Source organism: Bacillus nitratireducens (genome assembly GCF_036320425.1).
Taxonomy (GTDB): domain Bacteria; phylum Bacillota; class Bacilli; order Bacillales; family Bacillaceae_G; genus Bacillus_A; species Bacillus_A nitratireducens.
The window spans coordinates 457,304-484,038 of the sequence record NZ_JAUMJO010000002.1 but is presented as its reverse complement, the minus strand read 5'-3'; the positions used below and the strand labels follow the sequence as shown (position 1 = coordinate 484,038).

The 26,735-nt window shown below is 33.8% G+C and carries 27 protein-coding genes and 1 pseudogene; 5 read left to right on the top strand and 23 right to left on the bottom strand.

Features of this window, described 5'->3' with window-relative positions:
- Window positions 1-67 precede the first annotated feature (67 nt).
- The 14 genes from Q3V31_RS08820 to Q3V31_RS08755 form a co-directional block, all read right to left on the bottom strand.
- Window positions 68-2,488 carry a heavy metal translocating P-type ATPase gene (locus Q3V31_RS08820; RefSeq protein ID WP_329764614.1) on the bottom strand — a complete coding sequence of 807 codons (2,421 nt, stop codon included), beginning with the start codon at window positions 2,486-2,488 and terminating at the stop codon, window positions 68-70.
- Between the two features lie 95 nt (window positions 2,489-2,583).
- Entirely contained in the window at window positions 2,584-2,790 is a 207-nt protein-coding gene (copZ, locus tag Q3V31_RS08815; protein ID WP_000436980.1) for a copper chaperone CopZ, read from the bottom strand.
- Window positions 2,791-2,993: 203 nt separating this feature from the next.
- On the bottom strand, window positions 2,994-3,296 hold the full coding sequence (locus tag Q3V31_RS08810; protein ID WP_000349635.1) for a metal-sensing transcriptional repressor: 303 nt from the start codon (window positions 3,294-3,296) through the stop codon (window positions 2,994-2,996).
- A gap of 291 nt (window positions 3,297-3,587) precedes the next feature.
- The gene (locus tag Q3V31_RS08805) at window positions 3,588-3,815 is read right to left on the bottom strand and encodes a hypothetical protein (RefSeq protein WP_000849103.1); all 228 of its coding nucleotides are present in this window, start codon (window positions 3,813-3,815) and stop codon (window positions 3,588-3,590) included.
- Between the two features lie 259 nt (window positions 3,816-4,074).
- The gene (locus Q3V31_RS08800) at window positions 4,075-5,022 is read right to left on the bottom strand and encodes a cation diffusion facilitator family transporter (protein ID WP_000509827.1); all 948 of its coding nucleotides are present in this window, start codon (window positions 5,020-5,022) and stop codon (window positions 4,075-4,077) included.
- A 43-nt stretch (window positions 5,023-5,065) separates the two neighbouring features.
- Window positions 5,066-5,311 carry a ferredoxin gene (locus tag Q3V31_RS08795; protein WP_000903523.1) on the bottom strand — a complete coding sequence of 82 codons (246 nt, stop codon included), beginning with the start codon at window positions 5,309-5,311 and terminating at the stop codon, window positions 5,066-5,068.
- A gap of 55 nt (window positions 5,312-5,366) precedes the next feature.
- Window positions 5,367-6,074, bottom strand: coding sequence for a 2,3-diphosphoglycerate-dependent phosphoglycerate mutase (gpmA, locus tag Q3V31_RS08790; RefSeq protein WP_000240142.1), 708 nt, complete (start codon window positions 6,072-6,074; stop codon window positions 5,367-5,369).
- Window positions 6,075-6,140: 66 nt separating this feature from the next.
- Complete coding sequence (locus Q3V31_RS08785) at window positions 6,141-6,515, bottom strand: ArsR/SmtB family transcription factor (protein ID WP_001287980.1); 375 nt, start codon at window positions 6,513-6,515, stop codon at window positions 6,141-6,143.
- 169 nt (window positions 6,516-6,684) lie between these two features.
- On the bottom strand, window positions 6,685-7,503 hold the full coding sequence (locus Q3V31_RS08780; protein ID WP_090813345.1) for an alpha/beta hydrolase: 819 nt from the start codon (window positions 7,501-7,503) through the stop codon (window positions 6,685-6,687).
- A 15-nt stretch (window positions 7,504-7,518) separates the two neighbouring features.
- Window positions 7,519-8,340, bottom strand: coding sequence for an ABC transporter ATP-binding protein (locus Q3V31_RS08775; RefSeq protein ID WP_000025781.1), 822 nt, complete (start codon window positions 8,338-8,340; stop codon window positions 7,519-7,521).
- Window positions 8,341-8,354: 14 nt separating this feature from the next.
- Window positions 8,355-9,377 (bottom strand): FecCD family ABC transporter permease, encoded by a 1,023-nt coding sequence (locus Q3V31_RS08770; protein ID WP_000920469.1) that lies wholly within the window; start codon window positions 9,375-9,377, stop codon window positions 8,355-8,357.
- Window positions 9,370-10,377 (bottom strand): FecCD family ABC transporter permease, encoded by a 1,008-nt coding sequence (locus Q3V31_RS08765; RefSeq protein WP_329764554.1) that lies wholly within the window; start codon window positions 10,375-10,377, stop codon window positions 9,370-9,372. The genes Q3V31_RS08770 and Q3V31_RS08765 overlap by 8 nt, the downstream gene beginning before the upstream one ends.
- Before the next feature lie 27 nt (window positions 10,378-10,404).
- Entirely contained in the window at window positions 10,405-11,370 is a 966-nt protein-coding gene (locus Q3V31_RS08760) for an iron-hydroxamate ABC transporter substrate-binding protein (protein ID WP_090813344.1), read from the bottom strand.
- A gap of 307 nt (window positions 11,371-11,677) precedes the next feature.
- Window positions 11,678-12,436: an exodeoxyribonuclease III gene (locus tag Q3V31_RS08755; RefSeq protein ID WP_090813343.1), complete on the bottom strand. Its 759-nt coding sequence runs from the start codon at window positions 12,434-12,436 to the stop codon at window positions 11,678-11,680.
- A gap of 154 nt (window positions 12,437-12,590) precedes the next feature.
- Between Q3V31_RS08755 and Q3V31_RS08750 the strand changes: the two genes are divergently transcribed.
- From Q3V31_RS08750 to Q3V31_RS08740, 3 genes are read left to right on the top strand one after another with little or no spacing between them, the layout of a single operon-like run.
- Window positions 12,591-13,190 (top strand): bifunctional transcriptional activator/DNA repair enzyme AdaA, encoded by a 600-nt coding sequence (locus Q3V31_RS08750; protein ID WP_001058397.1) that lies wholly within the window; start codon window positions 12,591-12,593, stop codon window positions 13,188-13,190.
- Window positions 13,177-13,701: a methylated-DNA--[protein]-cysteine S-methyltransferase gene (locus tag Q3V31_RS08745; RefSeq protein ID WP_090813342.1), complete on the top strand. Its 525-nt coding sequence runs from the start codon at window positions 13,177-13,179 to the stop codon at window positions 13,699-13,701. The genes Q3V31_RS08750 and Q3V31_RS08745 overlap by 14 nt, the downstream gene beginning before the upstream one ends.
- Window positions 13,702-13,703: 2 nt before the next feature.
- The gene (locus Q3V31_RS08740) at window positions 13,704-14,615 is read left to right on the top strand and encodes a DNA-3-methyladenine glycosylase family protein (RefSeq protein ID WP_000134657.1); all 912 of its coding nucleotides are present in this window, start codon (window positions 13,704-13,706) and stop codon (window positions 14,613-14,615) included.
- A 34-nt stretch (window positions 14,616-14,649) separates the two neighbouring features.
- Here the strand turns inward: Q3V31_RS08740 and Q3V31_RS08735 are convergent.
- Both Q3V31_RS08735 and pepT read right to left on the bottom strand, forming a co-directional pair.
- Window positions 14,650-15,715: pseudogene (locus Q3V31_RS08735) on the bottom strand (lactonase family protein).
- 101 nt (window positions 15,716-15,816) lie between these two features.
- Complete coding sequence (gene pepT / locus Q3V31_RS08730; RefSeq protein WP_000807000.1) at window positions 15,817-17,049, bottom strand: peptidase T; 1,233 nt, start codon at window positions 17,047-17,049, stop codon at window positions 15,817-15,819.
- Between the two features lie 183 nt (window positions 17,050-17,232).
- On the opposite strand from pepT, the gene Q3V31_RS08725 reads away from it, so the two are divergent.
- Window positions 17,233-17,877 (top strand): YczE/YyaS/YitT family protein, encoded by a 645-nt coding sequence (locus tag Q3V31_RS08725; protein ID WP_001241273.1) that lies wholly within the window; start codon window positions 17,233-17,235, stop codon window positions 17,875-17,877.
- A gap of 67 nt (window positions 17,878-17,944) precedes the next feature.
- Here the strand turns inward: Q3V31_RS08725 and Q3V31_RS08720 are convergent, their stop codons facing one another.
- The 3 genes from Q3V31_RS08720 to Q3V31_RS08710 all read right to left on the bottom strand — a co-directional run bounded on the left by Q3V31_RS08720 (window position 17,945) and on the right by Q3V31_RS08710 (window position 20,031).
- Entirely contained in the window at window positions 17,945-18,520 is a 576-nt protein-coding gene (locus Q3V31_RS08720; RefSeq protein ID WP_001099565.1) for a histidine phosphatase family protein, read from the bottom strand.
- A gap of 95 nt (window positions 18,521-18,615) precedes the next feature.
- Complete coding sequence (locus Q3V31_RS08715) at window positions 18,616-19,431, bottom strand: alpha/beta fold hydrolase (protein WP_329764548.1); 816 nt, start codon at window positions 19,429-19,431, stop codon at window positions 18,616-18,618.
- Between the two features lie 213 nt (window positions 19,432-19,644).
- Window positions 19,645-20,031, bottom strand: coding sequence for a VOC family protein (locus Q3V31_RS08710; protein WP_000872329.1), 387 nt, complete (start codon window positions 20,029-20,031; stop codon window positions 19,645-19,647).
- A 434-nt stretch (window positions 20,032-20,465) separates the two neighbouring features.
- On the opposite strand from Q3V31_RS08710, the gene Q3V31_RS08705 reads away from it, so the two are divergent.
- The gene (locus Q3V31_RS08705; protein WP_329764547.1) at window positions 20,466-23,186 is read left to right on the top strand and encodes a sensor domain-containing protein; all 2,721 of its coding nucleotides are present in this window, start codon (window positions 20,466-20,468) and stop codon (window positions 23,184-23,186) included.
- A gap of 99 nt (window positions 23,187-23,285) precedes the next feature.
- On the opposite strand, the gene Q3V31_RS08700 is transcribed toward Q3V31_RS08705, so the two are convergent.
- Genes Q3V31_RS08700 through Q3V31_RS08685 form a run of 4 tightly spaced genes read right to left on the bottom strand, consistent with a single transcriptional unit; the run spans window position 23,286 to window position 26,600 of the window.
- Window positions 23,286-24,350, bottom strand: coding sequence for an undecaprenyldiphospho-muramoylpentapeptide beta-N-acetylglucosaminyltransferase (locus Q3V31_RS08700; protein ID WP_001035073.1), 1,065 nt, complete (start codon window positions 24,348-24,350; stop codon window positions 23,286-23,288).
- Between the two features lie 21 nt (window positions 24,351-24,371).
- A complete protein-coding gene (locus Q3V31_RS08695; protein ID WP_000995930.1) occupies window positions 24,372-24,680 on the bottom strand; it encodes a DUF6572 domain-containing protein in 309 nt (102 codons plus the stop codon).
- A gap of 25 nt (window positions 24,681-24,705) precedes the next feature.
- Window positions 24,706-25,617: an SDR family oxidoreductase gene (locus Q3V31_RS08690; RefSeq protein WP_090813339.1), complete on the bottom strand. Its 912-nt coding sequence runs from the start codon at window positions 25,615-25,617 to the stop codon at window positions 24,706-24,708.
- A complete protein-coding gene (locus Q3V31_RS08685) occupies window positions 25,614-26,600 on the bottom strand; it encodes a UDP-N-acetylglucosamine 4,6-dehydratase family protein (RefSeq protein ID WP_090813338.1) in 987 nt (328 codons plus the stop codon). Before Q3V31_RS08685 ends, Q3V31_RS08690 begins: the two co-directional genes overlap by 4 nt.
- Between the last annotated feature and the right edge of the window lie 135 nt (window positions 26,601-26,735).

Here is a 26,735-nt window from a genome sequence, read left to right as displayed (position 1 = left end):
AAAAACAATACTTATTTCAAAGTATTGTTTTTTTGTTTAAAAGCATATGCAATTACTCTATAGATTTTTATTTTTTTAATTTCACTCTTTGCAGTCGTAATGCATTTAATACAACGGATACAGAACTAAATGCCATCGCCGCTCCTGCAACCCAAGGTGCTAAGAAACCTAACGCTGCAATTGGGATCCCTAAGCCGTTATAAGCTAACGCCCAGAATAGGTTTTGCTTAATATTTCTAATCGTCATTTTACTCATAAAAATTGCATCAGCAATGCTATTTAAATCACCACGGATTAACGTAATATCTGCCGCTTCCATCGCTACATCCGTTCCTGTTCCAATTGCCATACCAATGTCTGCTGTAGCAAGAGCAGGAGCATCATTTATTCCATCCCCAACCATCGCTACTTTCTTACCTTGCGCTTGGAGTTTTTTCACTTCTTCTGCTTTTCCTTCTGGTAATACTTCTGCAATTACGTGATCAATACCAACTTGCTTAGCGATTGCCTGAGCAGTTTGTGTATTATCTCCTGTAATCATAACAACGTCTAGACCCATTTTCTTAAGTCTTGCGATAGCTGCTTTTGAAGTATCTTTTACAGTATCTGCAACGGCCACTATACCAGCATATTCTTTATCTATCGCAATAAGCATTGCTGTTTTTCCTTCTCGTTCTAGCTCTTCCATCGATTTAGAAATTTCTTCAATATCAATATCGAATTTCTTCATTAATCGACGTGTACCAATTAATAATTGTTTCCCTTCTACAACTGATTCGATACCGAATCCTGGAATCGCTTCAAAAGTTTCTGAACTTGGGATATCAATTTTCTTTTCTTTAATTCCTTCTACAATCGCTTCTGCAAGTGGATGTTCAGAATTTTTTTCTGCCGCACCTACTAAACGTAGTATTTCTTCTTCATGGAATCCATCTGCTACAATTACATCTGTTAAAACAGGCTTCCCGTTTGTCACAGTACCTGTTTTATCTAGAATAACTGTATCTAATCGGTGCGTTGCTTCTAAATGCTCTCCACCTTTAAATAAAATACCATACTCAGCTGATCTTCCTGATCCAGCCATAATAGATGTAGGTGTCGCAAGACCTAATGCACATGGACAAGCGATAACAAGTACGGCTATCATTTTCTCAAGTGCTCCGCCAAAATCACCAGGTGTAACAAATAGCATCCACACTGCAAATGTGATAATAGCAATCACAACTACAACCGGTACGAAAATACCTGAAATTTGATCTGCTACCCTTTGAATAGGAGCTTTTGAACCTTGCGCCTCTTCTACTACTTTAATAATTTGAGCTAATGCCGTATCTCTTCCTACCTTAGTTGCTTTCACTTTTAAAAAGCCATTTTTATTTATTGTAGAACCGATTACTACATCCCCAATTGTTTTATCAACCGGAATACTCTCGCCTGTTAACATCGATTCATCTATTGCTGACTTTCCTTCTACAATTTCCCCATCTACCGGGATTTTTTCCCCTGGTTTCACATAAACGATATCACCAGCTACCACTTCTTCGATTAAAATCTTTATTTCTGTTCCATCTCGTACAACAGTAGCGGTTTTCGCCTGTAATCCCATTAATTTTTTAATCGCTTCTGACGAGCGTCCTTTTGCTTTCGCCTCAAATAATTTACCTAAAATAATTAACGTAATAAGTACTGCGCTCGTTTCAAAATACAAGTCTGTCATATGTTCCGAAGAACCAATCGACCTAATACTTAAATACACACTGTAGAAATATGCCGCAGACGTTCCAAGTGCCACGAGAACATCCATATTGGCGCTTTTATTACGTAATGCTTTATAAGCCCCAACATAAAACTGCCCACCAATGATAAACTGAACTGGAGTTGCAAGAGCTAGCTGCACCCAAGGATTCATAAGCATATCAGGTAAATAAATAAACGATGTAAATGAGAAGTGACTTACCATTGCCCACAATAACGGGAATGATAAAATAAACGAAATGATAAACTTCTTCTTTTGTCGCTCAATTTCTTGTAAGCGATGATCAGTTGATCCATCTTTCTCATCTGATTTCACTTCCAATTTATATCCTAATTTCGTAATTGCACTCTTCATTTCATTTACATTAATTTCATCAGGATTAAAATCTACTATAGCCGATTCCAAAGCGAAATTTACTGTCGCTCCGTTCACACCTTCTAACTTATTTAAACGCTTTTCTACTCTATTCGCACATGCTGCGCATGTCATCCCTGAAACAGTAAATTCAGCTTTATCACTTACAATTCCATATCCTAACGATTCAACTTTTTCCTTAAATTGTTGTGGATTTGTTTTTTGGGGATCATACATTATTTTTGTTTTTTCAAGTGCAAAATTTACATTTGCATCATGAACACCTTCTACTTTTTTCAGGCCTTTTTCAATTCTATTCGCACATGCCGCACATGTCATTCCTGATATTTGAAGATTGGCCTCTTTTTGCTCATTCATGTCTCTCACCTCTATATACCCTTATGAGGTATAATTATTAGCAAAATAAATCGTACTTCCTATAAAGTACGATTTATTTCCATATCTAAAAATAATTATTGAACATCGTATCCTTGATCTTCAATTACAGCAACGATATCTTTTAACGTTACAACTGATGAGTCGATCGTAACTTCAACAGTTCCTTCTGCTAATTGAACTTTCACTTGTTCAACACCGTTGAGCTCTTTTACACTGCTTTCAATAGAATTTACACAATGTCCACAAGACATACCTTCAACTTGTAATGTTAACTGTTCCATTTAAAATCCTCCTCTTGTTTCTTCAATGTTTGTTAATCACAATTACATCTTACCATACCCCCCTAAGGTAATCAATGGTTTTGTATCACGATTTTTCAATTATTTTCTAAAAGTTTATTTTACATACACTTTTTCACACCAATTCCCCGAAAGCCTATATAAAGGTAAACAAAAAAACAAGCCAGTTACATACTAGCTTGTTTTTACGCTTTTGAAAAACGTTCAAATACTGTCATTAATTCTTCAATTGCTTCGTCACCATTGCCATCTTTAATAGCACCTGAAACACAATGACTTGTATGGTTTTTTAATACACCCATTCCTACTTTTTTCATCGCTGCATTAATTGCTGAAATTTGCACTAAAATATCCACGCAATAACGATCATTTTCAATCATATTTTGAATACCGCGGACTTGCCCTTCAATTCTCTTTAATCTATTTATAATTTGTTCTTTTTCTTTTTCTGATCTATGTGTTACTGCTTCATGATCTTTATGATCCATATTATCACCTTCTCAAAGTTTCTCTTCATCCAATAAAACAATTGCTTTTACGAGTATACCAATTATAGCATTAATTATCTACGTATGATACCCCATATGAGTATATTTCCACTCTATGCCTATTCTTAACAACTTATTAGCTTCTCAGACTCAATTATTATGATACCCTTGCCTTTTTTCAAAAAACAATAATAAGCAGGGATTATTCATCCCCGCTTATTATTCATCCACAAATATAAAAGTCTCAATTTTCATACGTGTAAATTGAGACTTTTTTCTTCCAATATATAATTATTGCTGATCACATACTTTTGTATCATTCACTACTGAAGTTCCTTCAACGGTTACCGTATGAAAACAGTCATTTACACGAACTGTCACGACATTATCTTGCCGATCAATGATATGATATTCATTAAAATTTTTATTCAGAGCACTGCGAATTTGTTCTCCTTCATAAATTGGAATGCCATGTGATAAAACCCAAATAAGCCCAGCGATAGCAAGAATAGTTTTCATACGATCTACCTCCTTGAGAATATAGTGAACTTTTAATCCATGCTTTTTCAGCTCTACTAATCATGAATGGAATGAATCAAGCCTTTTTGGAAATAAGTTCATTTCGTCTATTTTATGTTTATGCTAATTGTGACCGAATTGTGACAACTTTTTGTCTCTTTAGACGAAAAGTTGAAACAAAACTTTCAAAAAGGACAATTCTACTTGCACAAACAAAAGGCTATGGAGAATTTCCCCATAGCCTTTCGTTTGCATTTTATTAGACAATCATTTCGTTATGTTTAATGGTAAGTGTTTCAATTTGAATTGTAGCATGTTCAATATGGAACTCTTGCTTTAACATATCAATAATATTTTGAAGCACTTCTTGATCATTTTGATTTTTATCAATCATTACATGAACACTTAAAGCATCTAATCCTGATGTAATAGTCCAAATATGAAGATCGTGTATATCACGTACACCCTTTACTCCTTTAATAGCTTTCTTAACTTGTTCTATTTCAATTGAAACAGGTGTACCCTCCATAAGTATATGAATGGAATGTTTTGTTACTCCCCACGCACTCTTTAAAATCAATAGAGCTACAACTACTGAAATAATTGGATCTGCAATATACCATGAGAATAATGACATAAGTACACCAGCTACTAATGCGCCAACTGATCCTAAAGCATCCCCAAGAACATGTACATATGCGCTACGTAAATTCACGTTATTTTTTACATCACCTTGTCTCATGAGCGCCCATGCACTAATTAAATTTGCTAGTAAACCAATTGATGCGATTAACATCATTGGACCACTTGCTACAGTTGGTGGTTCAAAAAAACGACCAATTGCTTCCCATACGATAAGCCCTGCTACAACAAATAATGTAATTCCATTAATTAATGCTGCTAATATTTCAAAACGATAATATCCATATGTTTTTGTAGAAGTAACCGTTCTAGCTGCAAGTCCTATTGCAATTAAACTTAATAATAATGAACTTGTATCACTTAACATATGTCCTGAATCAGATAATAAGGCCAAACTATTTGTAACTAGTCCCCCAAAAAATTCAAGGAACATAATAGTTGCTGTAATTACTAAAGCTGTAATTAACCCTTTTCTATTCCCTTTCCTGCTCTCCTCAAAATGATGATGTCCATGCGAATGCCCGTGAGTATGTCCATGATGTTGGTGACCGTGATGATGTCCCATATAAATTCCTCCCTTTAATTTTGTTTTGTCTTTCATAATTCCTCTATTGAATTTTTACTTTATTTATAAATGGCTCTTTTCTTACCTGAATCAAACTTGTTGGACAGCCGTCACTTGCCGCCAACATTGCTTTCAAGAAAGTTTTTGGGATCCCCATTATTCCTTGATTTTTATCTAATGCACTAAATGATTTCCCTCTTCCATCTAATTGATATATATCAGGTGCTATAGAAGTACATAATCCACATGACTCACAATTCTTTTTATTTACGATCGTATAATGTAACAATATAAATCACCTCCGTCACAAACATACAATACACGGGTAGGGTATGTTAAAATGTTTATTTTATACAAATTTCCCTATTCAAATAATAATGGTCTATCGGTTTTAAATCGTTATCCAATTCATAAACCAATGGTGTTCCTGTTGGAATGTTTACATTTTCTATATCTTCATCTGAAATTTGATCTAAATGTTTTACTAAAGCACGTATTGTATTTCCATGGGCTGCAATAATTACTTGTTTACCAGCTTTTACATTAGGAGCTATCTCTTCATTCCAATATGAAACAACTCGTTTCTCTGTATCTTCTAGATCTTCTGTAAGAGGAAACTCATAATCATTTAAATCTCTATATTTCGGATGTGTTGCTTCATATCTTTCGTCATCTTTTGTAAGTGCTGGTGGGCGTACATTTGTTGAACGTCTCCATAAAGTTACTTGTTCATCGCCATATTTTCTCGCTGTTTCTTCCTTGTTTAACCCTTGAAGCGCACCGTAATGACGCTCATTTAATTTCCATGTTTTATGAACAGGTATCCACATCAAATCCATTTCTTCGAGAGTAATCCATAAAGTACGCATCGCTCTTCTCAAAACAGATGTAAATGCTATATCAAATGAGAAACCATTCGCTTTCAGCATTACTCCGGCTTCTCTTGCTTCTTCCAAACCTTTATTGGATAAATCAACATCCGTCCAACCAGTAAACCTATTTTCAACATTCCATTCACTTTGTCCGTGCCGTATTAAAACTAGCTTTACCATACTTATTATCTCCTCTCCTTTTAAAGTTGCATTTTCATAAAGAAGTATCTTTATGAAAATGCATGATTACATATCAAGTTCTTTCTTGTTCATTTCACTACTATGACTAAACGCTAATTCAATTAATCCATTTACGTGAGAGTCATCTAATGAATAAAAAACAAGTTTCCCTTCTTTACGCTTTTTCGCTAATCCTATTGTTTGTAATAGTCTTAAATGATGCGATGCCGTTGCAATACTGCTATGAATAATACTTGCGACATCTCGTACGCAAAGCTCATTTTCCGTATACAGCGCATAAGCAATTTTCAAACGTGTTTCATCTGCAAGTGCCTTAAACATTTTCGCTACACTACTTATATTTTCTTTCTCCAACATGTCACTTGCATGTTTGACTTTTTTCTCATCATGATAACAAAGTTCACAATGTTCTTCACTCATATGTAACACCTCTTATTCAAATATATATTTGATTATGTATGTAGTATACCTTATTAACCAAAAACATTCAAATGTTCATTTGAATGTTTTTGGTTAATATCTTAAATATGTATATATAACAAAAAGAATCCCACATAATATGGAATTCTTTTTTATGCTATTAATTCTTCTATAAATGACTAATGAATCTTAATCCTTTACTTAAAGTAGTCGGCACAACAGATGCATGATTCTCCCCTTCAGCCTCATAGAATTTAATTTTAAACTGATCGTGTTTTACTAGGAGAAGGCGCTCTGATAATTCATTTGCCCCTACAACCATGTGCTCTCGTTCCAATGACCCAACTGTAAGGAATACTCTCGTTTCAACCTTAGCATTGTTTAATTCATTTATAAGATTCTTTTCTTTTTCAAGCACGGATTGGTTATTCCACCAAATAGATGGACTACTTATAAAATAATTTTGAAAGGCATTTACGTTTGTGAATAGTATATGTAAAGCAAATAGACCACCTAAAGAATGTCCAAATAACGTTTGCTTACCTTTATCAATCTCAAATTCTTTTTCAATTTGTGGTTTCAATTCTTCTTCAATAAAAGTAAAGAAGTTATGCGCTCCCCCTGTTTTAGGCCACGGTTTACCGTCCGGTTTTAACGGGGCATCTTCTGAAATTACGCTAGGCGTAAAATCATAGCATCTTTCTTCTCCTGAAAATGCCCCTTCAATTGGATAACCAATAGCTACTATAACGGCTGGTGAAACACCTGTTTTTTCCGCTCTTACCGATTGGATTTTAATCGCTTCGTGGAATGTTTGAAAAAACGCATTTCCATCTAATACGTATATGACAGGATATCCTGACTCTGGTGCTGGTTGCTTCGGCTTCGAAATATGAATTTGATATTCCTTACCATCTAATTTCGAATACATTTTCCACTGTTCTGTATTAGATGTAAAAATCTGCTGTTTTTCAATAGTAGTATTCATCTTATATCCCCCTTCTTAACTCGTTACATATATTTCTACTTTCTCTTCTTGAGATACAACGCTATCGTAGCCGAAACAAACAGGGGACCCGTTATACGGATCAATCATGACACGCGCATCAATATGAAATACTTCTTTTAACACTTCATTTGTAATGATTTCTTCTGGGATACCAGTTGTAACGATTTCCCCTTCCTTCATTGCAATAATTTCATCTGAAAACCTTGCTGCATGGTTAATATCATGTAGTACCATTACGACCGTACAATTATGCTCTTTATTTAACTTCTCCACAATTTGTAATACATCTAATTGATGAGACATATCAAGATATGTCGTTGGTTCATCTAGTAGTAACACTTCTGTCTCTTGTGCTAAAGCCATCGCTAGCCATACCTTCTGTCGTTGACCACCTGATAAATTTGCAATTTGTCTCGTTCGAAATTCAGAAGTTTTCGTTATTTCTAATGCCCAATCAATCATTTCTTTATCTTTTGAAGTTAACTTATTTACGTTATTTCGATGTGGATAGCGTCCATAAGAAATTAACTCTTCTACTTTAAGCTCTCCTGGCGCAATTGGAGTTTGCGGAAGTAAAGCTAACTGCTTCGCAATTTCTTTCGTTGGAATTGTATTTAAATCCTGTCCTTGCAAATATACTTTACCGCTCTTTTGCTTTAAGATTCTTCCCATTGTTTTTAACAATGTCGATTTACCGCACCCGTTTGGCCCTATAATTGTCGTTACTTTTCCTTCTTGTATTTCCACATTTAAATCGCGAAACACTGTAAGCTTCTCATAACTCGTTTCTAAATTTTTTGCACTTAAAATACTCACTTTTATTCCTCCTCTTACGCTTTCGCCTTATAAAGTAAATATAAGAAATACGGTACACCGACAATAGAAATAACGATTCCAACTGGTAACTCTACAGGTGTGAAAACTGTTTTTGCAATAAAATCTGAAGCAATTACAAGGAACATTCCGATTACTCCGCACGTAGGAATGATATACTTATGCTGAATACCGACAAGTCTTTTCGCTATATGCGGTGCCATTAGTCCAATAAAACCAATACTCCCTGACACAGCAACACATGCGCTCACAAGTCCGATACTACTTAATAGTAAAATGGATTTCTCTCGTTCTACTGCAACACCTAAACTTGTAATACTCGTTTCTTCCAATTGAAATAAATCTAATAAATAAGCTTTCTTTTGTATAAGCGGAATTAAAATGATAAGCCACGGTAACATAGCAACAATATACTTCCAATTTGCACTATATATACTTCCAGACACCCAAACTGCAGCCATTTCAAAATCAGTTGACTTCATTTTGAGTGATAAATACATAGAAAAGGCTCCAAATCCTGATCCAATTGCAATCCCTGTTAATAAAAGACGCTGCGAATCTAACTTACCGTTTTTCCAAGAAAACAGATAGATTATGGTGGCTGCACCTAATCCACCAACTAACCCAAACATCGGCATCATCATAATAGAAACCCAGTCTGTGCTCTTTAATTGGCCTTGAAAGAAAAACATAAAAATGACGATTGCTGTTCCTGCCCCGGCATTTACTCCTAAAATACCTGGGTCTGCCAATCCATTCCTCGTAATTCCTTGAATAACGGCACCGGCAACACCAAGGCCTAGTCCTACTAATCCAGCAATTACAATACGCGGAAGACGAAATTCAAATATAACTAAATCATGATCTGGTACTGGATCTATTCTAAGGAGTGTTTTAAATACATCTGTAATCGTAATGTCGAACGTACCATTTGTTAAACTAATATAAATAGCACATAGTATTAAAAATATAACAATCCCCATCGTCATTCCAAAACGTTGACTTGAACTTTTAAGCATGTCTCTCTCCTCCTCTTGTACGGATTAAATAAAGGAAGAAAGGAATTCCAATTAAAGATGTTACGACTCCAATTGGCGTTTCAAATGGATAATTTACAAATCTACTTAAAACGTCACATAATGCTAAGAACACGCCACCAATAACGCCTGCACATGGTAAAATCCACTTATAATCTACTCCAATTATAAAGCGAGTAATGTGCGGAATAATTAAACCTACAAAACCAACTTTCCCCACTAAAGCAACTGCTGTTCCTGTTAAGAAAATAACCGATAAAATTGCCATCGCTTTAACTAGTTTTGTACGCTGCCCTAGGTTAATGGAAACTTCTTCTCCTAAAGAAAGAATAGTAATAGATTTTGATATGAACAGCGCTAAAACTATTCCAATTATCCCAAACGGTATCGTGATTTTAATAATATTCGGGTCCACTTGATCTAATTTTGCATTAAACCAAAAGCTAACATTTTGAGAAATTTGGAAATATGAAGCCATTGCAGCAGATACACTACTTAAAAATGTTCCAATAACTGTTCCGATAATTGCTAACCTAACTGGTGATAAGCCATTTTGAAGGAGCGAACCAAAGCCAAACACGATACCGGCTCCTAGTGCAGAACCAATCATTGAACATAAAATCATACCAATTGATGACATTCCTGGAAGAAAAATCATACAAAGTGTAATAACAAAGGCTGCCCCATCCGTCACACCCATAATAGAAGGGGATGCAAGATAGTTTCTTGTCATCCCCTGCATAAGTGCTCCTGATATGGCTAGAAATGCTCCGACTAAAAGAGCTGCAACTACCCTTGGTAAACGTGAAGTAATAATAATATTATGATTTACATTGCTTGAATCAAAATGAAATAATGCGTTCCACACTGTTTCAGCATCAATACTTTTCGCCCCATACAAAATAGAAAGTATAACTGTAAATAAGATGAGTATGGGTGCTATACATAATATGGTTACTGGTACTGCATTTGTTTTCTGCATATCATTCAACGCACCTTACTTATTGTATTATTTAGATAAATTTTTCACTGCTTCTTTTAAGAATGCTGTTTTACTCCAAGCTGTACCACCTTGTGCCATTGGATCCACAACGTTTACAAATACTTTCTTTTCTTTCGCAGCATTCATACTTTGCCAAATTGGATTGCTTTCAATTTCTTCTAGCACTTTCGGATTTTTATTTTCACTTGCCTCATATTGTAAGAAAATATAATCTGGGTTAAGTTCAGCAAGTTTTTCAAATGAAATTTTCTCTTGCGCTTTTACAGCTTTCAATTGTTCTGGTGCAGTTAGTCCAAGATCTTTATAAATTACAGGGTTGAAGTATACTCCTTCTGGATATAGGAATAATTCGTTTGCTCTTAGTCTAATAACAAGTACTTTTTTATCTTTTAACTTATCTCCTAGTTTTGCTTTTGCTTTTTCAGCATCCGCATTGTAATCTTTAATAATTTTTTCCGCTTTATCTTTTTTACCAGTTAGTTCTCCCATTAACTTTAAGTTATCTTCCCAATCTGTTGAAACATGTGATACTGGGAACGTCGGAGCTACTTTCGTAAACTTTTCAGCTGTTTCTGCTGGGAATTTCGTACTAGATGTAATAACATCTGGTTTTAATTGAAGCAATGTTTCAAAGTTCGGTTGCATCTTTTCACCTACAGATTTTGCACCCTCTAATTCTTTTTCAAGATACTTTGGTAATTTACCGCCTACAGTAATTGCACCAACTGGTTTAATTCCAAGTACTGCCGCATCTTCCATTGACTCTAAACTAGCCGTCGCTATTTTATCTACTCTTGCTGGTACTGTATATTCTTTACCTAAATATGTAATTTTTCTTTTTTCGTCTTTTTTCGTTTCCGTAGCTTTTGTTTGTTGCTTTTGCTCTCCTGAAGTCTTATCCGCACTATTGCACGCTGCTAACCCTACACTTAAAACTGTAACCATCCCTAATGTAAATAACTTCTTGTTCATCTTTATATATCTCCTCTCGAAATCTTTAAGTATATTATTCCAACAACAAAACCTAATTATATGAAACATAATCTTCATCTATATTTCACATCATTAACAAATCTATGTAAAATGAAGATTCATCCTCGTTCACTTCCCCTAGTATGAAATTATTTGCCGTTCCCACCAACGATAACCACCATCAATGATAATGATTATCGTTATTAAGTATATATTTAATATTTAATTATTTCAAGAATGATTTGAAAAATTTTAACAAACTGAACAAAAAAAAGTATCTCCTTTTCTCAGGAAGATACTTCTTTTTTTAGAAATCCATATGTAATTCAACCGGACAATGGTCGGATCCCATTATTTCACTATTAATTTTCGCATCGGTAATTTTATATTTTAGCCTTTCAGAAGTTACAAAGTAGTCTAAGCGCCACCCGATATTTTTCGCTCTTGCTCCCATACGGTATGACCACCATGAATATGCGCCTTCTTGCTCAGGGTATAAAAAGCGATATGTATCAACAAAGCCTTCCTCTAAAATTTTTGTAAACTTCTCTCTTTCTTCATCGGAAAAACCAGGATTTTTCCGATTGCTTTTCGGATTTTTCAAATCGATTTCTTTATGGGAAACATTTAGATCACCACAGAAAATAACTGGTTTCTTTTTATCTAATCGCTTTATATAGGCCCTGAAATCATCTTCCCATTTCATTCTGTAATCTAAACGTTCTAATCCTCGTTTTGAATTTGGTGTATATAGCGTTATCATGTGAAAATCTTCAAATTCTAATGTAATAACGCGTCCTTCTTGATCATGTTCTTCAATCCCTAAACCGTATGTAACAGAAAGCGGTTCTTTTTTCGTGAAAATAGCCGTTCCTGAATAGCCTTTTTTCACAGCATAATTCCAATATGTATAATATCCCTCAGGATTTAAATCAATTTGTCCACTTTGTAATTTAATTTCTTGTAGACAAAATATATCTGCATTGGATTCCTCAAGATATTCTAAAAAACCACCCTTCGCGATAACTGCACGCAAACCATTTACGTTCCATGAAATTAACTTCACTTATAGTCCTCCTCTTGATGTTCACTTTCAAAGTTCATGCTAACACAAAATAGATAACCTATCATAGTTTCATCTTTGTAATCTTGCTCTTACATCCGTAATTGCGTACATACGTACTTTATTCAGGTTATACTAATCTCAGAGGTGACATTCTATGAACAATGAGAAATTACAAAGATACGAATTAACAGATGAGTATTGGCAAGCAATTATTCATAATGACTCTTCCTATGATGACAAATTCTTTTATGCTGTAAAATCGACTCGTATTTTTTGTCGTCCATCATGTAAATCACGAGTACCTAATAAAGATAATGTGAAAATATTTCTTAATGTACAACAAGCGTCACATGAAAATTTTCGTCCATGCAAACGTTGTAAACCAAATGGAGTTACTTTACCTAATGAAGAGTGGATAGATCAAATTACAGAATATATTCAAAAGCATTATTGTGACGCATTAACTCTCGATATCCTCGCAGAAATGTGTCATGGTAGCCCTTATCATTTACAACGCACTTTCAAGAAAATTGTAGGGATTAGTCCAATTGAATATATACAACAATGCAGAATTACAAAAGCGACAAAATACCTTTCGCATACAAATCAATCTATTATGGAAATTAGTATTGCTGTTGGAATAGAAAACCCAGAGTATTTCGCGACTTTATTTAAAAAAAAGATAGGATTTACCCCTACTGAATATCGAAAAAAGAATAGAATAAAAGAGGCATCGGATTATGAAACCATATGAAAATAAAACTATATATTGGACATTATTTGTTCATGAAAATTGGCGTATGCATATTGCAGCTACTTCAAACGGATTATGCTTTATCGGATCGCAAAACGATAATTTTGAAGAACTAAATACGTGGGCTAAAAGAAAACTGCCACAACATACATTCATCCAAAATCCAGATTATCTGCAAACATATACAAAAGAACTTATCGAGTATTTGGAAACCAAACTAGAAACCTTTACAATTCCTATCGATGTTTACGGAACTGCATTTCAATTAGCTGTTTGGAATACGGTACGTGAAATTCCTTATGGAGAGACACATTCTTATTCAGAGATTGCGGAAAAAATTCAAAAACCTAGCGCTGTACGTGCAGTTGGGACTGCCATTGGGGCAAATCCTCTGCTTATCACTATTCCTTGTCACCGCGTTATTGGGAAAAATGGTAAACTTACCGGTTTTAGAGGTGGTTTAGAAATGAAAAAAGAATTGCTCAAATTAGAAGCGCTTCGGGAGGAGTAAATATGACAGAGGGTTGTAATGAAATATTGTCTTTAGTCGTTCCAAAAGAATTTAGTTTTCAAGAAAACTTACGCTATCTATCGCGTTCTAAAAATGAATGTATGTTTCATATTGAAAACAATAAAATCTATAAAGTCATTCCTATTCAAGACGTAAATCCTTTCGTTGAAATTGGTTTGAATGCCGATAGTAATATTCAAATACGTTTTTTAGAAGAATCATACATCTCTGAAAAACGAGTCCGCGATGCTGTAGCTGACTATGTAAAAGAGTGGTTTGATTTAACTACTGATTTAGCACCTTTTTATAAATTAGCAAAACATGATCCGCTCCTTCAAAAACCCCTTGAAAAGTATTATGGGCTTCGCACTATAGGTATTCCAGATTTATTTGAAGCACTGTGCTGGGGGATTTTAGGTCAACAAATCAACCTCACATATGCCTATACTCTAAAAAGAAGATTAGTCGAAAATTTTGGCGATTATGTAGATTGGAACGACAGAAAACATTGGATATTCCCCTCACCTGAAGTAATAGCAAATCTACGTGTAGAAGATCTCGCAATATTAAAAATGACTACAAGAAAATGTGAATACATAATTGACATCGCACAGCTCATTACAGAAGGTAAATTTTCAAAAGAATCTCTATTACAAATACAAGATGTGAAGCAAGCTGAAAAACAATTAACTAGCATTCGCGGTATAGGGCCATGGACGGCTCACTATGTTTTAATGCGCTGCTTACGATTCCCTTCAGCCTTTCCAATTGATGATGTCGGCCTGCATAATGCTATCAAATTTATTACAGGTGCCGAAAAGAAACCTACTAAAAACGAAATAAAAGAATTTGCAGCAAATTGGACGAGTTGGGAATCTTACGCGACTTTTTATTTGTGGCGGGTACTATATTAAAATTTCCTAATAAAAAATAGATAGGCAAACCTATCTATTTTTTTACATGTAAAAACTTCACACATACTGGTTCTGGAACATTTACGTCCGTCTGTACAAGCGTTAACTTACCTGTAGAATCATTCCTAGTAAATAAAGTCAATGTATTAGATTTTTCATTCGCTGCAATTAAAAATCTTTCTGTCGGATCTAAAGAAAAGTCCCGTGGCCAATCCCCTTCTGTCGATACCGTTTCAATAAAAGTGAGCTTCCCATTATGCTCATTTCACTTGAAAAACTACGATACTATTATGTCCTCTGTTTGCTGCATAAACGAATTTGCCATCAGAAGAAATATAAATTGCACTTCCATAACTATCCTCACTATACTCTTTAGGTAATGTCGAGATGTATTGTTTTTCTTTAAAACTGCCACTCTGTGCATCATATTGCAGTACAATAATTTCTGAACTGAATTCTGTCATAACATATGCATACTGCGCACTTGGATGAAATATAAGATGCCTTGGACCACTACCATGTTTTACAGATAACCGTGTAACTTCTATTAGTTCTCCTTCACTTTCTTTATATGTAATCACCTTGTCTATTCCTAAATCAACTGCTACTACATATTTTTCATCAGGAGTAAAATCCATATAATGAGCGTGTGCCTTTTCTTGTCTTTCCTTATTTGGTCCTGCCCCTTTATGTTCTACAATTACCGTAGCAGCATTTAAACTTCCATTATCCTTTTTCACTAAATAGGACTCTACTGTTCCTTTATGATAATTCGCTGCTACTACTATACTATTCTCCTGATTCACACTTACATAGCACGGCGATGCCCCTTCTAAAACTTGCATGTTTATCGAATTTAGATTACCGGATTTATTATGAATGGAAAAACTAGCAATTCCACCTAACCCATTATCTTTCGCAACAGAATAAAGGTACTCGTTGTTATGACTAATCGTTACATATGTCGGACTTCCTATATGAGCTGCTAATTCGATCCCTTTAATTTTCCCGATGTTCGTATCAAGTATAAATTTATAAATCCCCTTACTCTCTGCTTTTGTATATGTCCCTATATAACCATGAAACTGATTTTCACTCATATCATTTCCCCCTTTTACAAACGTCCTGTAACAAGTTTCACTTTGTATTTTTTACTATAAAAAAGAACCAAGTAGCACATTCGTACTACTTGGTTCTCTTTTTAAGCTTGTTCTTCAAATCGTCTTGCGATTTCTACAATAACTTGAACAGCTTTTTCCATAGTATCTACCGAAACATACTCAAATTTACCGTGATAGTTTTCACCACCAGTGAAAATATTTGGCGTCGGTAATCCCATATATGATAATTGTGATCCATCTGTTCCACCACGAATCGGGTGAATGTTCGGTTCGATATTTAAACTTTTCATCGCTTCATATGCAATATCAACAATTTCTCTTACCGGTTCAATTTTTTCAAGCATGTTATAATATTGATCATTCATTTCTAAAACAACCGCATCTTGCCCATACTTCTCTTGCATTTTCTTCACAATATTTTCAACGTTATTTTTACGTGTCTCAAAATTTTCACGATCAAAATCTCGAATAATGTAATACGCTTTACTTTGCTCAACATCACCATTTAAAGAAAGTAAATGATAGAACCCTTCATAACCTTCCGTATATTCTGGTGCATCTTCTACCGGCAGATGTCCATTAAACTCCATAGCAAGTTTAGTTGCGTTACGCATTTTATTTTTCGCTGTTCCAGGATGTGTATTCGTTCCGTTAAACGTTAACTTAGCACCTGCAGCATTAAAACTTTCATACTCTAAACCACCTAATGGACCTCCATCCATCGTGTAAGCAAATGATGCACCAAACGCTTCTACATCAAAATGCGCTGGTCCACGACCAATTTCTTCATCCGGTGTAAATGCTACTCTTATTTTCCCATGCTTAATTTGCGGATTATGTATTAAATAGTTCATTGCAACCATAATTTCTGTAAGACCAGCTTTATCATCTGCTCCTAGAAGTGTTGTACCATCAGTTGTAATAATTGTATGTCCTTTATATGATGGTAATTCTGGGAACTGTTCAGGTGTTAACACAACATTTAATTCTTCATTTAACGTAATCGCATTACCATCAAAATTTTCATGAATTTGTGGTTTTACGTTTTTCCCTGTAAAATCTGTTGCTGTGTCTAAATGAGCTAAAAAGCCGATTACAGGAACATCTTTATCTGTATTTGCAGGTAGTGTTGCCATTACGTAACCATTATCATCCATCGTCACTTCTGATAATCCAATCTCTTTTAACTCTTCCACTAATAACTTACCAAATTCAATTTGTCCAGGTGTTGTTGGTACTGTATGGCTTTCTTCATTTGATTGGGTATCAATTTTTACATATCTCGTAAATCTTTCAATAAGTTCTTGTTTCAAGTTCATTCACTCCCTTTTCTGTTTCTTTCTCCATTATAATCCTTAAAACGAAATATTTTAACTTTTTTGACTGTGAAAATATATATCCATTTACATTTTTAATAAATCATAAAAAGACATAATATTTGTACATTGGAATTCAAACATGTAATATACACCATTATATATTGGGAGGTTTTAAAGATGAGGCTAACTCTCTTTCGCTATTTTCTTTTTTTCCTAGGATTAATTTTCTTTGGACTTGGAAATGCTCTCGCAGTCAAAGTTCAATTCCTCGGTTTACACCCTTGGGAAGTTTTAAATATGGCTCTCTACCAACGATTTGGTTGGACAATTGGTACTTGGAGTGTCATATGTGGATTATGTCTCGTTCTTATCTCTTTACTAGTAGATCGAAAATATATAAACGTGGGTACATTTTTAAACGCACTACTTATCGGTCCTATTATGGACTTTTTCTTACAATCAAAAATCCTTCCAAACGCTAGTGATTATTTATGGATAAACTTACTCATTTTATTTTCTGGTATTGCAATTACAGGAATTGGGGGCGGCATGTACGTTGCGGCTGGCATTGGTGCTGGACCCCGCGATGGATTCATGCTTACCATTTCTGACAAAACTGGGTTATCTATTAGCCGTGCTCGAATCATTGTAGAATGCTTTGTACTAGTCATTGGATACATGCTAGGAGGTCCTGTTTTTATCGTAACTTTTCTATACACTTTTATTCAAAGTCCAATATTCCAACATTCATTTAAGGTATTTCAAAAACTCTTACATACTTTAAATAACAAAAACAAAGAACATATTAGTGAAAATATTTGAAGCTCAACTTAATACAAAAGAGTGTGTTTTAAAAATAATTTTTAAAACACACTCCATATACTCCATTTCATTCTTCTCTCCATAATCTCTCTACATTCATAAATTGCTCTTCTTTAAATTCTAGCTTATATATATCCGGTTTGGATGTATTCATTAAAAATTCAAGTCCATATTGATTATCAAAATAGTTCATCATTAGTGTCATTACAAGCCCATGTGTACCAATTACAATTTTATGTCCTTGAAAATTCATTAATATTTCTTTTAACACTCTCACTACTCTTCTCTGACAATCCGCATATGACTCTCCATCCGTCAGTGCATATTCTGGATTAAAAAACATCGCCTTTACAAGTGGGTACACTTCCTTATCCGATATAATTTTATCTTCATTTGAAAACTTACACTCTTTAAGATTTTCATATACTAATATTTCTTTTTCATGGAGATTCGCTGACTCTTCTATCGTTAACATAGCCCTCTTATACGGACTTGAAATGAAAGTATTAATTCCCTCTGTTTCTAATATCTCAGTTACTCTTTGCGCATCTAAAATTCCCTTCTCAGTTAATCCACGTGTTCTTTCATTTCCTTCTAATTTTGGCGATTCACCATGTCTAACCATATAGATATATGTATTCATAATTCCTCCTTGAAAATATTTATAAGTTAATTACTTACTTTAACCTTTTCCGTATCAAAACTTGAATACAATCAAAATATTAATTTATTCTTTTTTTATGAACTTTGCTGAGCAGTTCGTCTAACCCAATCCGAAACTAAACCCTCAAATAATTCAGGCTGTTCAATTTGTAAATTATGTCCCGCCATATCTAATACCGCTAATGTCGCTCTTGGATAATCTTCAATGATTCCTACAATATCTTGATAACCTACCGATATATCTTGTCTTCCAGCTAATAAAAGAACGGGTTTTTCATATTTTTTATGCTGGAAGTCCAAAGTAAGAGAGTAATTCTTTTGTAATCTATCAATAAACCCATCATTAGCAATATCTATCCCTGGCTTAATTTCTTCTTTGAAACGCTTATATGTATACTCATTCGCAACCACTGCTAACTCACAAAATTCTTCCCTTTCGGTTGAAGTAAGCGCATTTAAAAATTCTTCATCTCTTACAATTACCTGTTTATCTGGGAGAAGCCTTTTTTCTCGTTGCGCTACAACAACAGGACATACTAACAATAATCCATTAACTCTCTCAAACATCTTTGAAAGTATCCCGCTAGCTAAATATCCCCCGTAAGACTCTCCTACTAGTAAAAAATCTTTAGTTGGGATGATTTTCTCAATAAATGCAGTTAACAGTTCTAATATACAATCTGAACTATTTATCCAATCTGGGGCATTCGATTTCCCCATTCCAGGTAAATCAATATAAATTCGTTGATATCCTATAGACTTCTGAAACACTGTTTCCATACATTTCTTCATTAATCTATGGTCAGGAGAACACCCATTTATGATAAGTACTGGCTTTCCTTCTCCAATGATTTCATAGTATACTTCTGCATCCCTAATCCGGCATATCATAAAAAAACCTCCCTATTTTTATATTCACCTTTAAAAACAACCCGCTCAAACTCAAAAGAATACACGTTCTCATTTTACATCTTTTCAGAAGTTAATTTCAAATCTTAATTTTCAGATTACAAACATAAAAAAGCTTCCCTATGAGTGTATCTCCTCCAAGGAAACTTTTTTATATTTTCTTATACTCTATCAAAATTCGAAACTTCTCTAGCTTCATTCTTCTATTTGCATCAATACAATTCTCCAACCATCTGGGTCCTCTATAGTAATCCCCTTTTCTTTCCAATATGGATTTTCTGGTTCTACTTCATCGTACCCCATTGCATGCAGCCTTTTACTCACTTTTTCTATTTCATTATATTCTTTTATATAAAACACAAGTAAATTATCTTTTGTTGGGGCTGGACATGGGCTTCCATCTATATGTCTTGTAAATTCTAAATGATATTCTTCATCCGGTAGACCAAACATGACTCCATCATAACCATCATGATCATAAAACTCACCTATACGTTTTAAACCTAATCCTTCTTCATAGAATGCAATAATCGCTTCAAATTTATCAGTTGGACGTGCTATTCTAAACTTCACCCATTTCATCGTGATTTTCCCTCCATATTAAAAATCAATTACTGTATTACATATTATTGTATATAATCAACACGTTTCTTTAATCCCTCATTAGTATGAGAATAGGTACATACAAAGGTCTTACTTAATACACTTTAATAACGAAAAACTCCCCTCATCTAGAGAGAAGTTCCCATCACTTTATATGCAATTTTACATCTCCGCTTGCAAATCACTAAAAAACCTTTAAAATCTAAAGGATGACTAAATATACAAATTCTATCTGCATTCCTTATAAATTAAAAATTATTGAACTCAATACTTTTTCAATTTTAAGAAGTATTACATTCTTCATTTTTTTCTTATAAGCATGCTTTTTATAAGGAAATCTGATACAATCCTTAAGTAATATTAATATGTATAGATATTACGAATATAGTGCATACTTAAAGAAGGTGATTTTATTGAAAATAAATAAAAATTTACAACTATGTATATTAATTACAACACTAATATGCTATTCAATCTATTTTATGTTTTTCTTTCTGTTCCCTACTCATTTTTCAAATTTCAATGTACGCTTTGCTTCACTCATCGTTGAAGTCATTACATTTATATCGCTAATTTACTCTATATATTCTAAAAAAGTTAGTTCAAATCCTTTTTGGATATGTATTACAATTGCAATGGGCAGTTTTTTATTAGGAAAAATAATATATACAGTTCAACATGAATTTTTCGAATTCCCAATACATAATTTCACTTTTTCAGATATATTTTACATGATATTTCTATTCTTCTTCCTTATTGCTTTTTGTTATAAGATTTTAAAGGAATGTAATAAGTGGGAAAAAGCTTTCTTTATTTGCGATATATGTATAGTACTCGCTTCCATACTCACATTAGAATGGTATTTATTTAATCAACCAGATTTAAGTGTTTTCTCTCTACCAATGGGAGAAATTTTCCTGTCATTTTTATATCCAATTGCAGACCTACTCTTTTTACTACTAGGTGCTAGTCTCATTTTTCGCCCAACTGTTTTTAAGTCGAAATGGAAAATATATATTTTTGTTTTTGTATTAATAAGTTCTGCAGCTTTTAATTATATTTATTTTTATTTAAATACTCATTTATCGCATGACACTGTAGCATTATTACGACTTTTATATAGAATACCACTATTACTTGTTGCAATAGCTGCTTCTATTCCAAGCGGTCTTACGAATAATACAAGTTATTCCATCGTAAACCCTGTACTAGGGAAAAAAGTTTTAGTCACATTTCCCTATCTCGTTGTTGCATTTCTAATTGGCTTTACCCTTAAAGAACAAACAGCTTCTTCCATTCTTATTACAGGAAACTGTATCACTTTTGTTTTCGTACTTATTCGCCATTCTATTGGACGTATGCAAAACAAGTGCTTAACAGAACGGTTACAATTCTTTAATGCACAATTAGAAGAAAAAGTTGCTGTACGAACTTCTGATTTAGTTCAAAAATCAGAGGCCCTATCTCAGAAACAACAAAAATTCGAATCATTATATGAATATCATCCTGATCCCATTTTTACTATTGATTTAAATGGTATTTTCTTAAATGTTAACAAAGCAGGCGGCATGCTACTTGGAGTCGCTACAAGTGAATTATTTGGCAAAACTTGTCTTTCTATTATCTTAGATGAAGATAAGCACAAACTAGCATCCGCATTAGAAAAAGTAAAAAAACAGGAGCCTACTTCTTTACAATTACGTTCTCAATACAATAATGGCTTTACTTATTTTTTATACGTTACAATCGTCCCTATTATGATAGACGGACAAATTTCAGGAAGTTATATTATGGTAAAAGATATTACCGCACTAAAAAAGCAACAAGAAGAAATAAAATATTTAGCATTCCATGATACTGTAACGAAAATTGGGAACCGTGCCTTTTTCCATAAGAAATTAAAAAAAGTTATAAAAAATGCTAAAATAACAGACAGTGAGTTCGCTTTATTATATTTAGATTTAGATCGCTTTAAAGCAATTAACGATACACTTGGACATTCGTCAGGAGATTACATATTAGAAGAAGTATCAAACCGATTCCAATCATGTCTTCCATCACATACTCATCTGTCAAGAATTGGTGGCGATGAATTTACAATCTTAATTGAAGACTATACTGACGAAGATTCCTTATTCCAATTATGTAACCAATTATTTGAATGCATGAAAAAGCCGTTTGTCATACATGAGCATAAATTAACTTTATCACTAAGTATCGGCATCGCTATTTATCCACATTCCGGAATCGATACCGCTACACTTCTGAAAAACGCTAATGTTGCAATGTATGATGCAAAGGCAAAAGAACTTAACTCTGTCTCTATTTATGACGATGTAATCGCTAGAAAGATTGAAAGACGATTACGATTAGAAAAAGATTTACCAAACGCAATACAAAATGAAGAATTGTTCCTTTTGTATCAACCTCAAGTTGATAGTGGATCTAATAAAATTATCGGTGCAGAAGCTTTAATCAGATGGAATCATCCTGAATTAGGTGTTATTTCTCCATACGAGTTTATTCCGATTGCAGAAGAAACACTACAAATTATTCCAATAGGAAAATGGACATTACAGCAGGCTTGTGAGCAAATGAAACGTTGGCACGCACTCGGATATTCGTATTTAAAAATAGGGGTAAATTTATCTGCTAAAGAATTTGAACAAGAGGATTTTGTAAAATCTATTTCTTCTACTTTAGCAACTACAGGCTTACCAGCAAGTTCTCTCGATCTTGAATTAACAGAACGAATTGCAATGATGGATGAGAGAGAAACATTGATAAAACTGCGTACACTAAAAAGTTTAGGGATTCACATTTCAATCGACGACTTTGGTACAGGCTATTCTTCCCTAGCCTACTTACCTTTATATCCAATTGATACGTTAAAAATCCCAAGAGAATTTATTACAATGTCTGAAACATGTGAAGATGGAATGGAAATCATTAAAACGATCATCACATTAGCAAATACATTAGGAATGTCTGTCATTGCTGAAGGTGTAGAAACGAAAGAACACGTAAATTTCCTTCAAAAAAATAAATGTCATTTTATTCAAGGTTACTATTACAGTAAACCTATTCATACTAATGCATTTACTGAGCTATTAGAAATCGGTATTCACCAATAGTACATAGCTAATCGGTATAAGTAATAATGAATTTGAGCAACTATAGTAAAAAGGAAAGAAGATACCTTCTTTCCTTTTGTTTTTCTATTTAAATTTCTATTACTTCACCACTTCATTTATTATATCTATTAATTGATGAATCCCCTCATCATTTGTTTTCTTATATCCATTCATGTTTTGAATATACCTCTCCTTATTTGTATACAACTTATTTACTGCATGTGTAAATGTACTACTGTTTACTCTATCTTGAAGTAAAACTTCTGCATATCCTTGTCGTGCAAAATGGTCAGCATTTAAAACTTGATCCCCTCTACTGGAACCATTAGTTAACGGAATAAGCAACATCGGTTTCTTCAAAAATAACAATTCAGAAATAGCAGTAGAACCCGCTCTGGAAACTACAACACTTGCCATATTCAGTATATGCGGTAACTCTTCCCCTATATATTCAAATTGTATATAACCTTCCATTCCAATAGCTGGGTCCACCTTCCCTTTACCACACATATGAACAATATTAAAATTTAATAATAATGTATCTAAACTTTTCCTTACCATATCATTTATCCACTTAGCACCTTGACTCCCACCCATTATTAACAATACCGGTTTATCTTGCTGAAATTTACAATAGCTTCTTCCTCGTAATACGTTACCTCTCTCAATTTCTTCCCTTACAATTGGCCCTACATAAACCTTCTTCTCAGTACTTACATTACCCCCTGTTTGAGGAAATGTTGTACATAGTTTTTTAGAAAAAGGTAATGCTATTTTATTTGCCAACCCTAACGTACTATCTGGTTCACGTATTATTATAGGTACACGATTTAACCATGCCCCTATAACTACAGGAACTGAAACAAATCCTCCTGCTGAAAAGATAACATCAGGCTTCATCTTCTTAATTAATTGATAACTTTGTAAACAACCGTGTATAATTTTAAAAGGATCTTTAAAGTTCTCCCAATCCCAATATCTCCTAAGCTTCCCCGTCGAAATACTATTGTATTTAACATTTTGAACTAATAATTTTTCAATCCCATTTTGAGATCCAATATACTCAACTCCCCATCCTTTTTCCATAAATTTAGGAATCAATACCATATTAATCATTACGTGTCCGGCTGTACCGCCCCCAGTAAAGAGAATCTTTTTATTCATAACTTATATCCACCTTTATCATTAAAAATCTAGCTTTATATTAATCTTTAACTCAAGTCCTATATCTTGTAAAAGATCTTTGATGAGTTCATAAAAATCATTTCCATACTCACTACACTCATACTGAGCAAAAACTTGAATCATATGCCTAGTTCTAGTCTCTAGTGCTGGCTTTATTCGATCAACCTTCTTTTCTTCCACATACGCTCGATATTGATTTATTGCCTCATAAAGGTGCAACACATGCGCTTCTTCATCTTTCCAATCCAACGTATCAACAATCGAAAGAAATAGCGTACTTTGATTATCTATCGCTTCATAACAATTCATATATTTGTTACATCCTTTTATATTTTTATTGAATGCAGATTTCACTACACTTCGCATATTCAAGTACATCTTTTAATGATTGCTGAAATTGAATTTCTGGGATCCATCCTAAATTTTTTATATCCTCTAATAATAAATTTTCATTTGAGTTACTCCCACTATTCTCTTTTTCTTTTATAGTAAAATTCAGCTGTGTTAATCCTTTAAATTGCTCCAATACATCTAATAAAGAGCGTTTTACTCCTGATCCAATATTATATTGTTTTCCATTTATACCATCACGTAATAACACATGATACGCTTTAACTGCATCACGTACATCTAGAAAGTCTCTACTATCTTTCAAACTGTTTACTTCAATAATCGCTTTACTTCTACCCGATTCTATATCTATCATTTTTTTTGCGAGAATTGAACAAACACCATTCGATACTCCTGGACCAATTAAGTTCGAGGGCTTTGCAATGATAATATTTGAATCCATTAACCCACCCCAAGCCTCTGCAATAATGACTTGCATAGTTTTACTTAAACTATATGGATTTGAAACTTTTATGTTTTTCATACTATCTGCTTGCAATGCAGATCCTATAACTAATGTTTTACAATGCGAGGCTTCCTGCTTAATGGCTTCTAATAAATATAAAGTCCCTATTACGTTAATCTCTATATATTCCAGAGAAGCTGTCCAAGACTCTATGACCGAATTTCTTCCTGCTAAATGCAATACATAGTCTGGCTTTATTTGTTTCATTACCTTCATTACTTCACTCTTATTTGTTAAATCACAAGTAATACCATTTTCGATTTTTTCACTATGTGAACGATTTTGAAACATAGGAATTACATGAAAGCCCTGCTCTAAAAAATATTGGCAAGCATGACGTCCTGTGAAGCCATTTGCACCAGTGATTAAAAGGCTCGCATTTTTTTTCATCGTAAAAACCCTCCTTTTTCTAACATTTGTTTCACCTCATGTTTTGTAAGTAAGTCTTGTTGCGAACTAAAACTATTCACATCCACAAGCGGATAACTAGCATAATATTCTTGAAGTCCTTCTATGGGAATAGTCGGTAGTACCACAAAATAATTTTGATCAAAACTAATACTTGTTTTACTCTCTACCTCAGATAAAAGCATTTCACTTAATTTTTCACCAGGTCTTATCCCTACCTCTTTTATCTTCACGTTTTCTTTTTTTGAATCTTCAATTAATACTTTTGCTAAATCCGTTATTTTACATGCTGGCATTTTCATAACAAAGATTTCTCCTCCTCTTCCTTCAGATGCTGCTTTAAATAACAATCCAACAGCATCTTCAATTGTTAAGAAAAATCTAGTCATATTCTCATCAGTAATCCCCACCTGTGAAGACTTTTTAATTTGCTTTTTAAAGAGCGGTACCACACTTCCACTCGTCCCTAAAACATTTCCACCACGAACACAAATGAATTTGGTTTTCTTCGTTTGCACATTCGCATGAACCATTAACTTTTCACCAAGTGCTTTTGTCATCCCATACGTGTTTGATGGGTCGGCCGCTTTATCAGTTGAAACATATATAACTTTCTCAACTTGCTCCTGGATTGATGCTTCAATTACATTTTGCGTACCATGTATATTTGTTTTTATAGCTTCATAAGGATAATACTCACATACTGGAACATGTTTTAAAGCTGCAAGATGGAATACATAATGTACACCCTGGCACGCATAGACTAGTTGGTCCTTATCACGAATATCTCCAATAATAAATTTTAATCTATCGTCATTTATAAACTGTTGCTGCATTTCAAACTGAACCGTTTCATTCCTTGAAAAAACCCTAATTTCTTTCGGCGATTTTTCTAATAGTTGTTTTATAAGTTCATGTCCCCACGAACCTGTTCCACCAGTAATTAAAATTATTTTATTAAGCATTCCATTTCCTCCTACTGTACATTTCATTAAAAATTGTACTTACCAAAGCTATTGAATTATTTTCAATTGATTCAAATCATAATCGTCGTTTGTTACATTAAATTGACAAAATAAAAAAACAGAAACTATTAAACA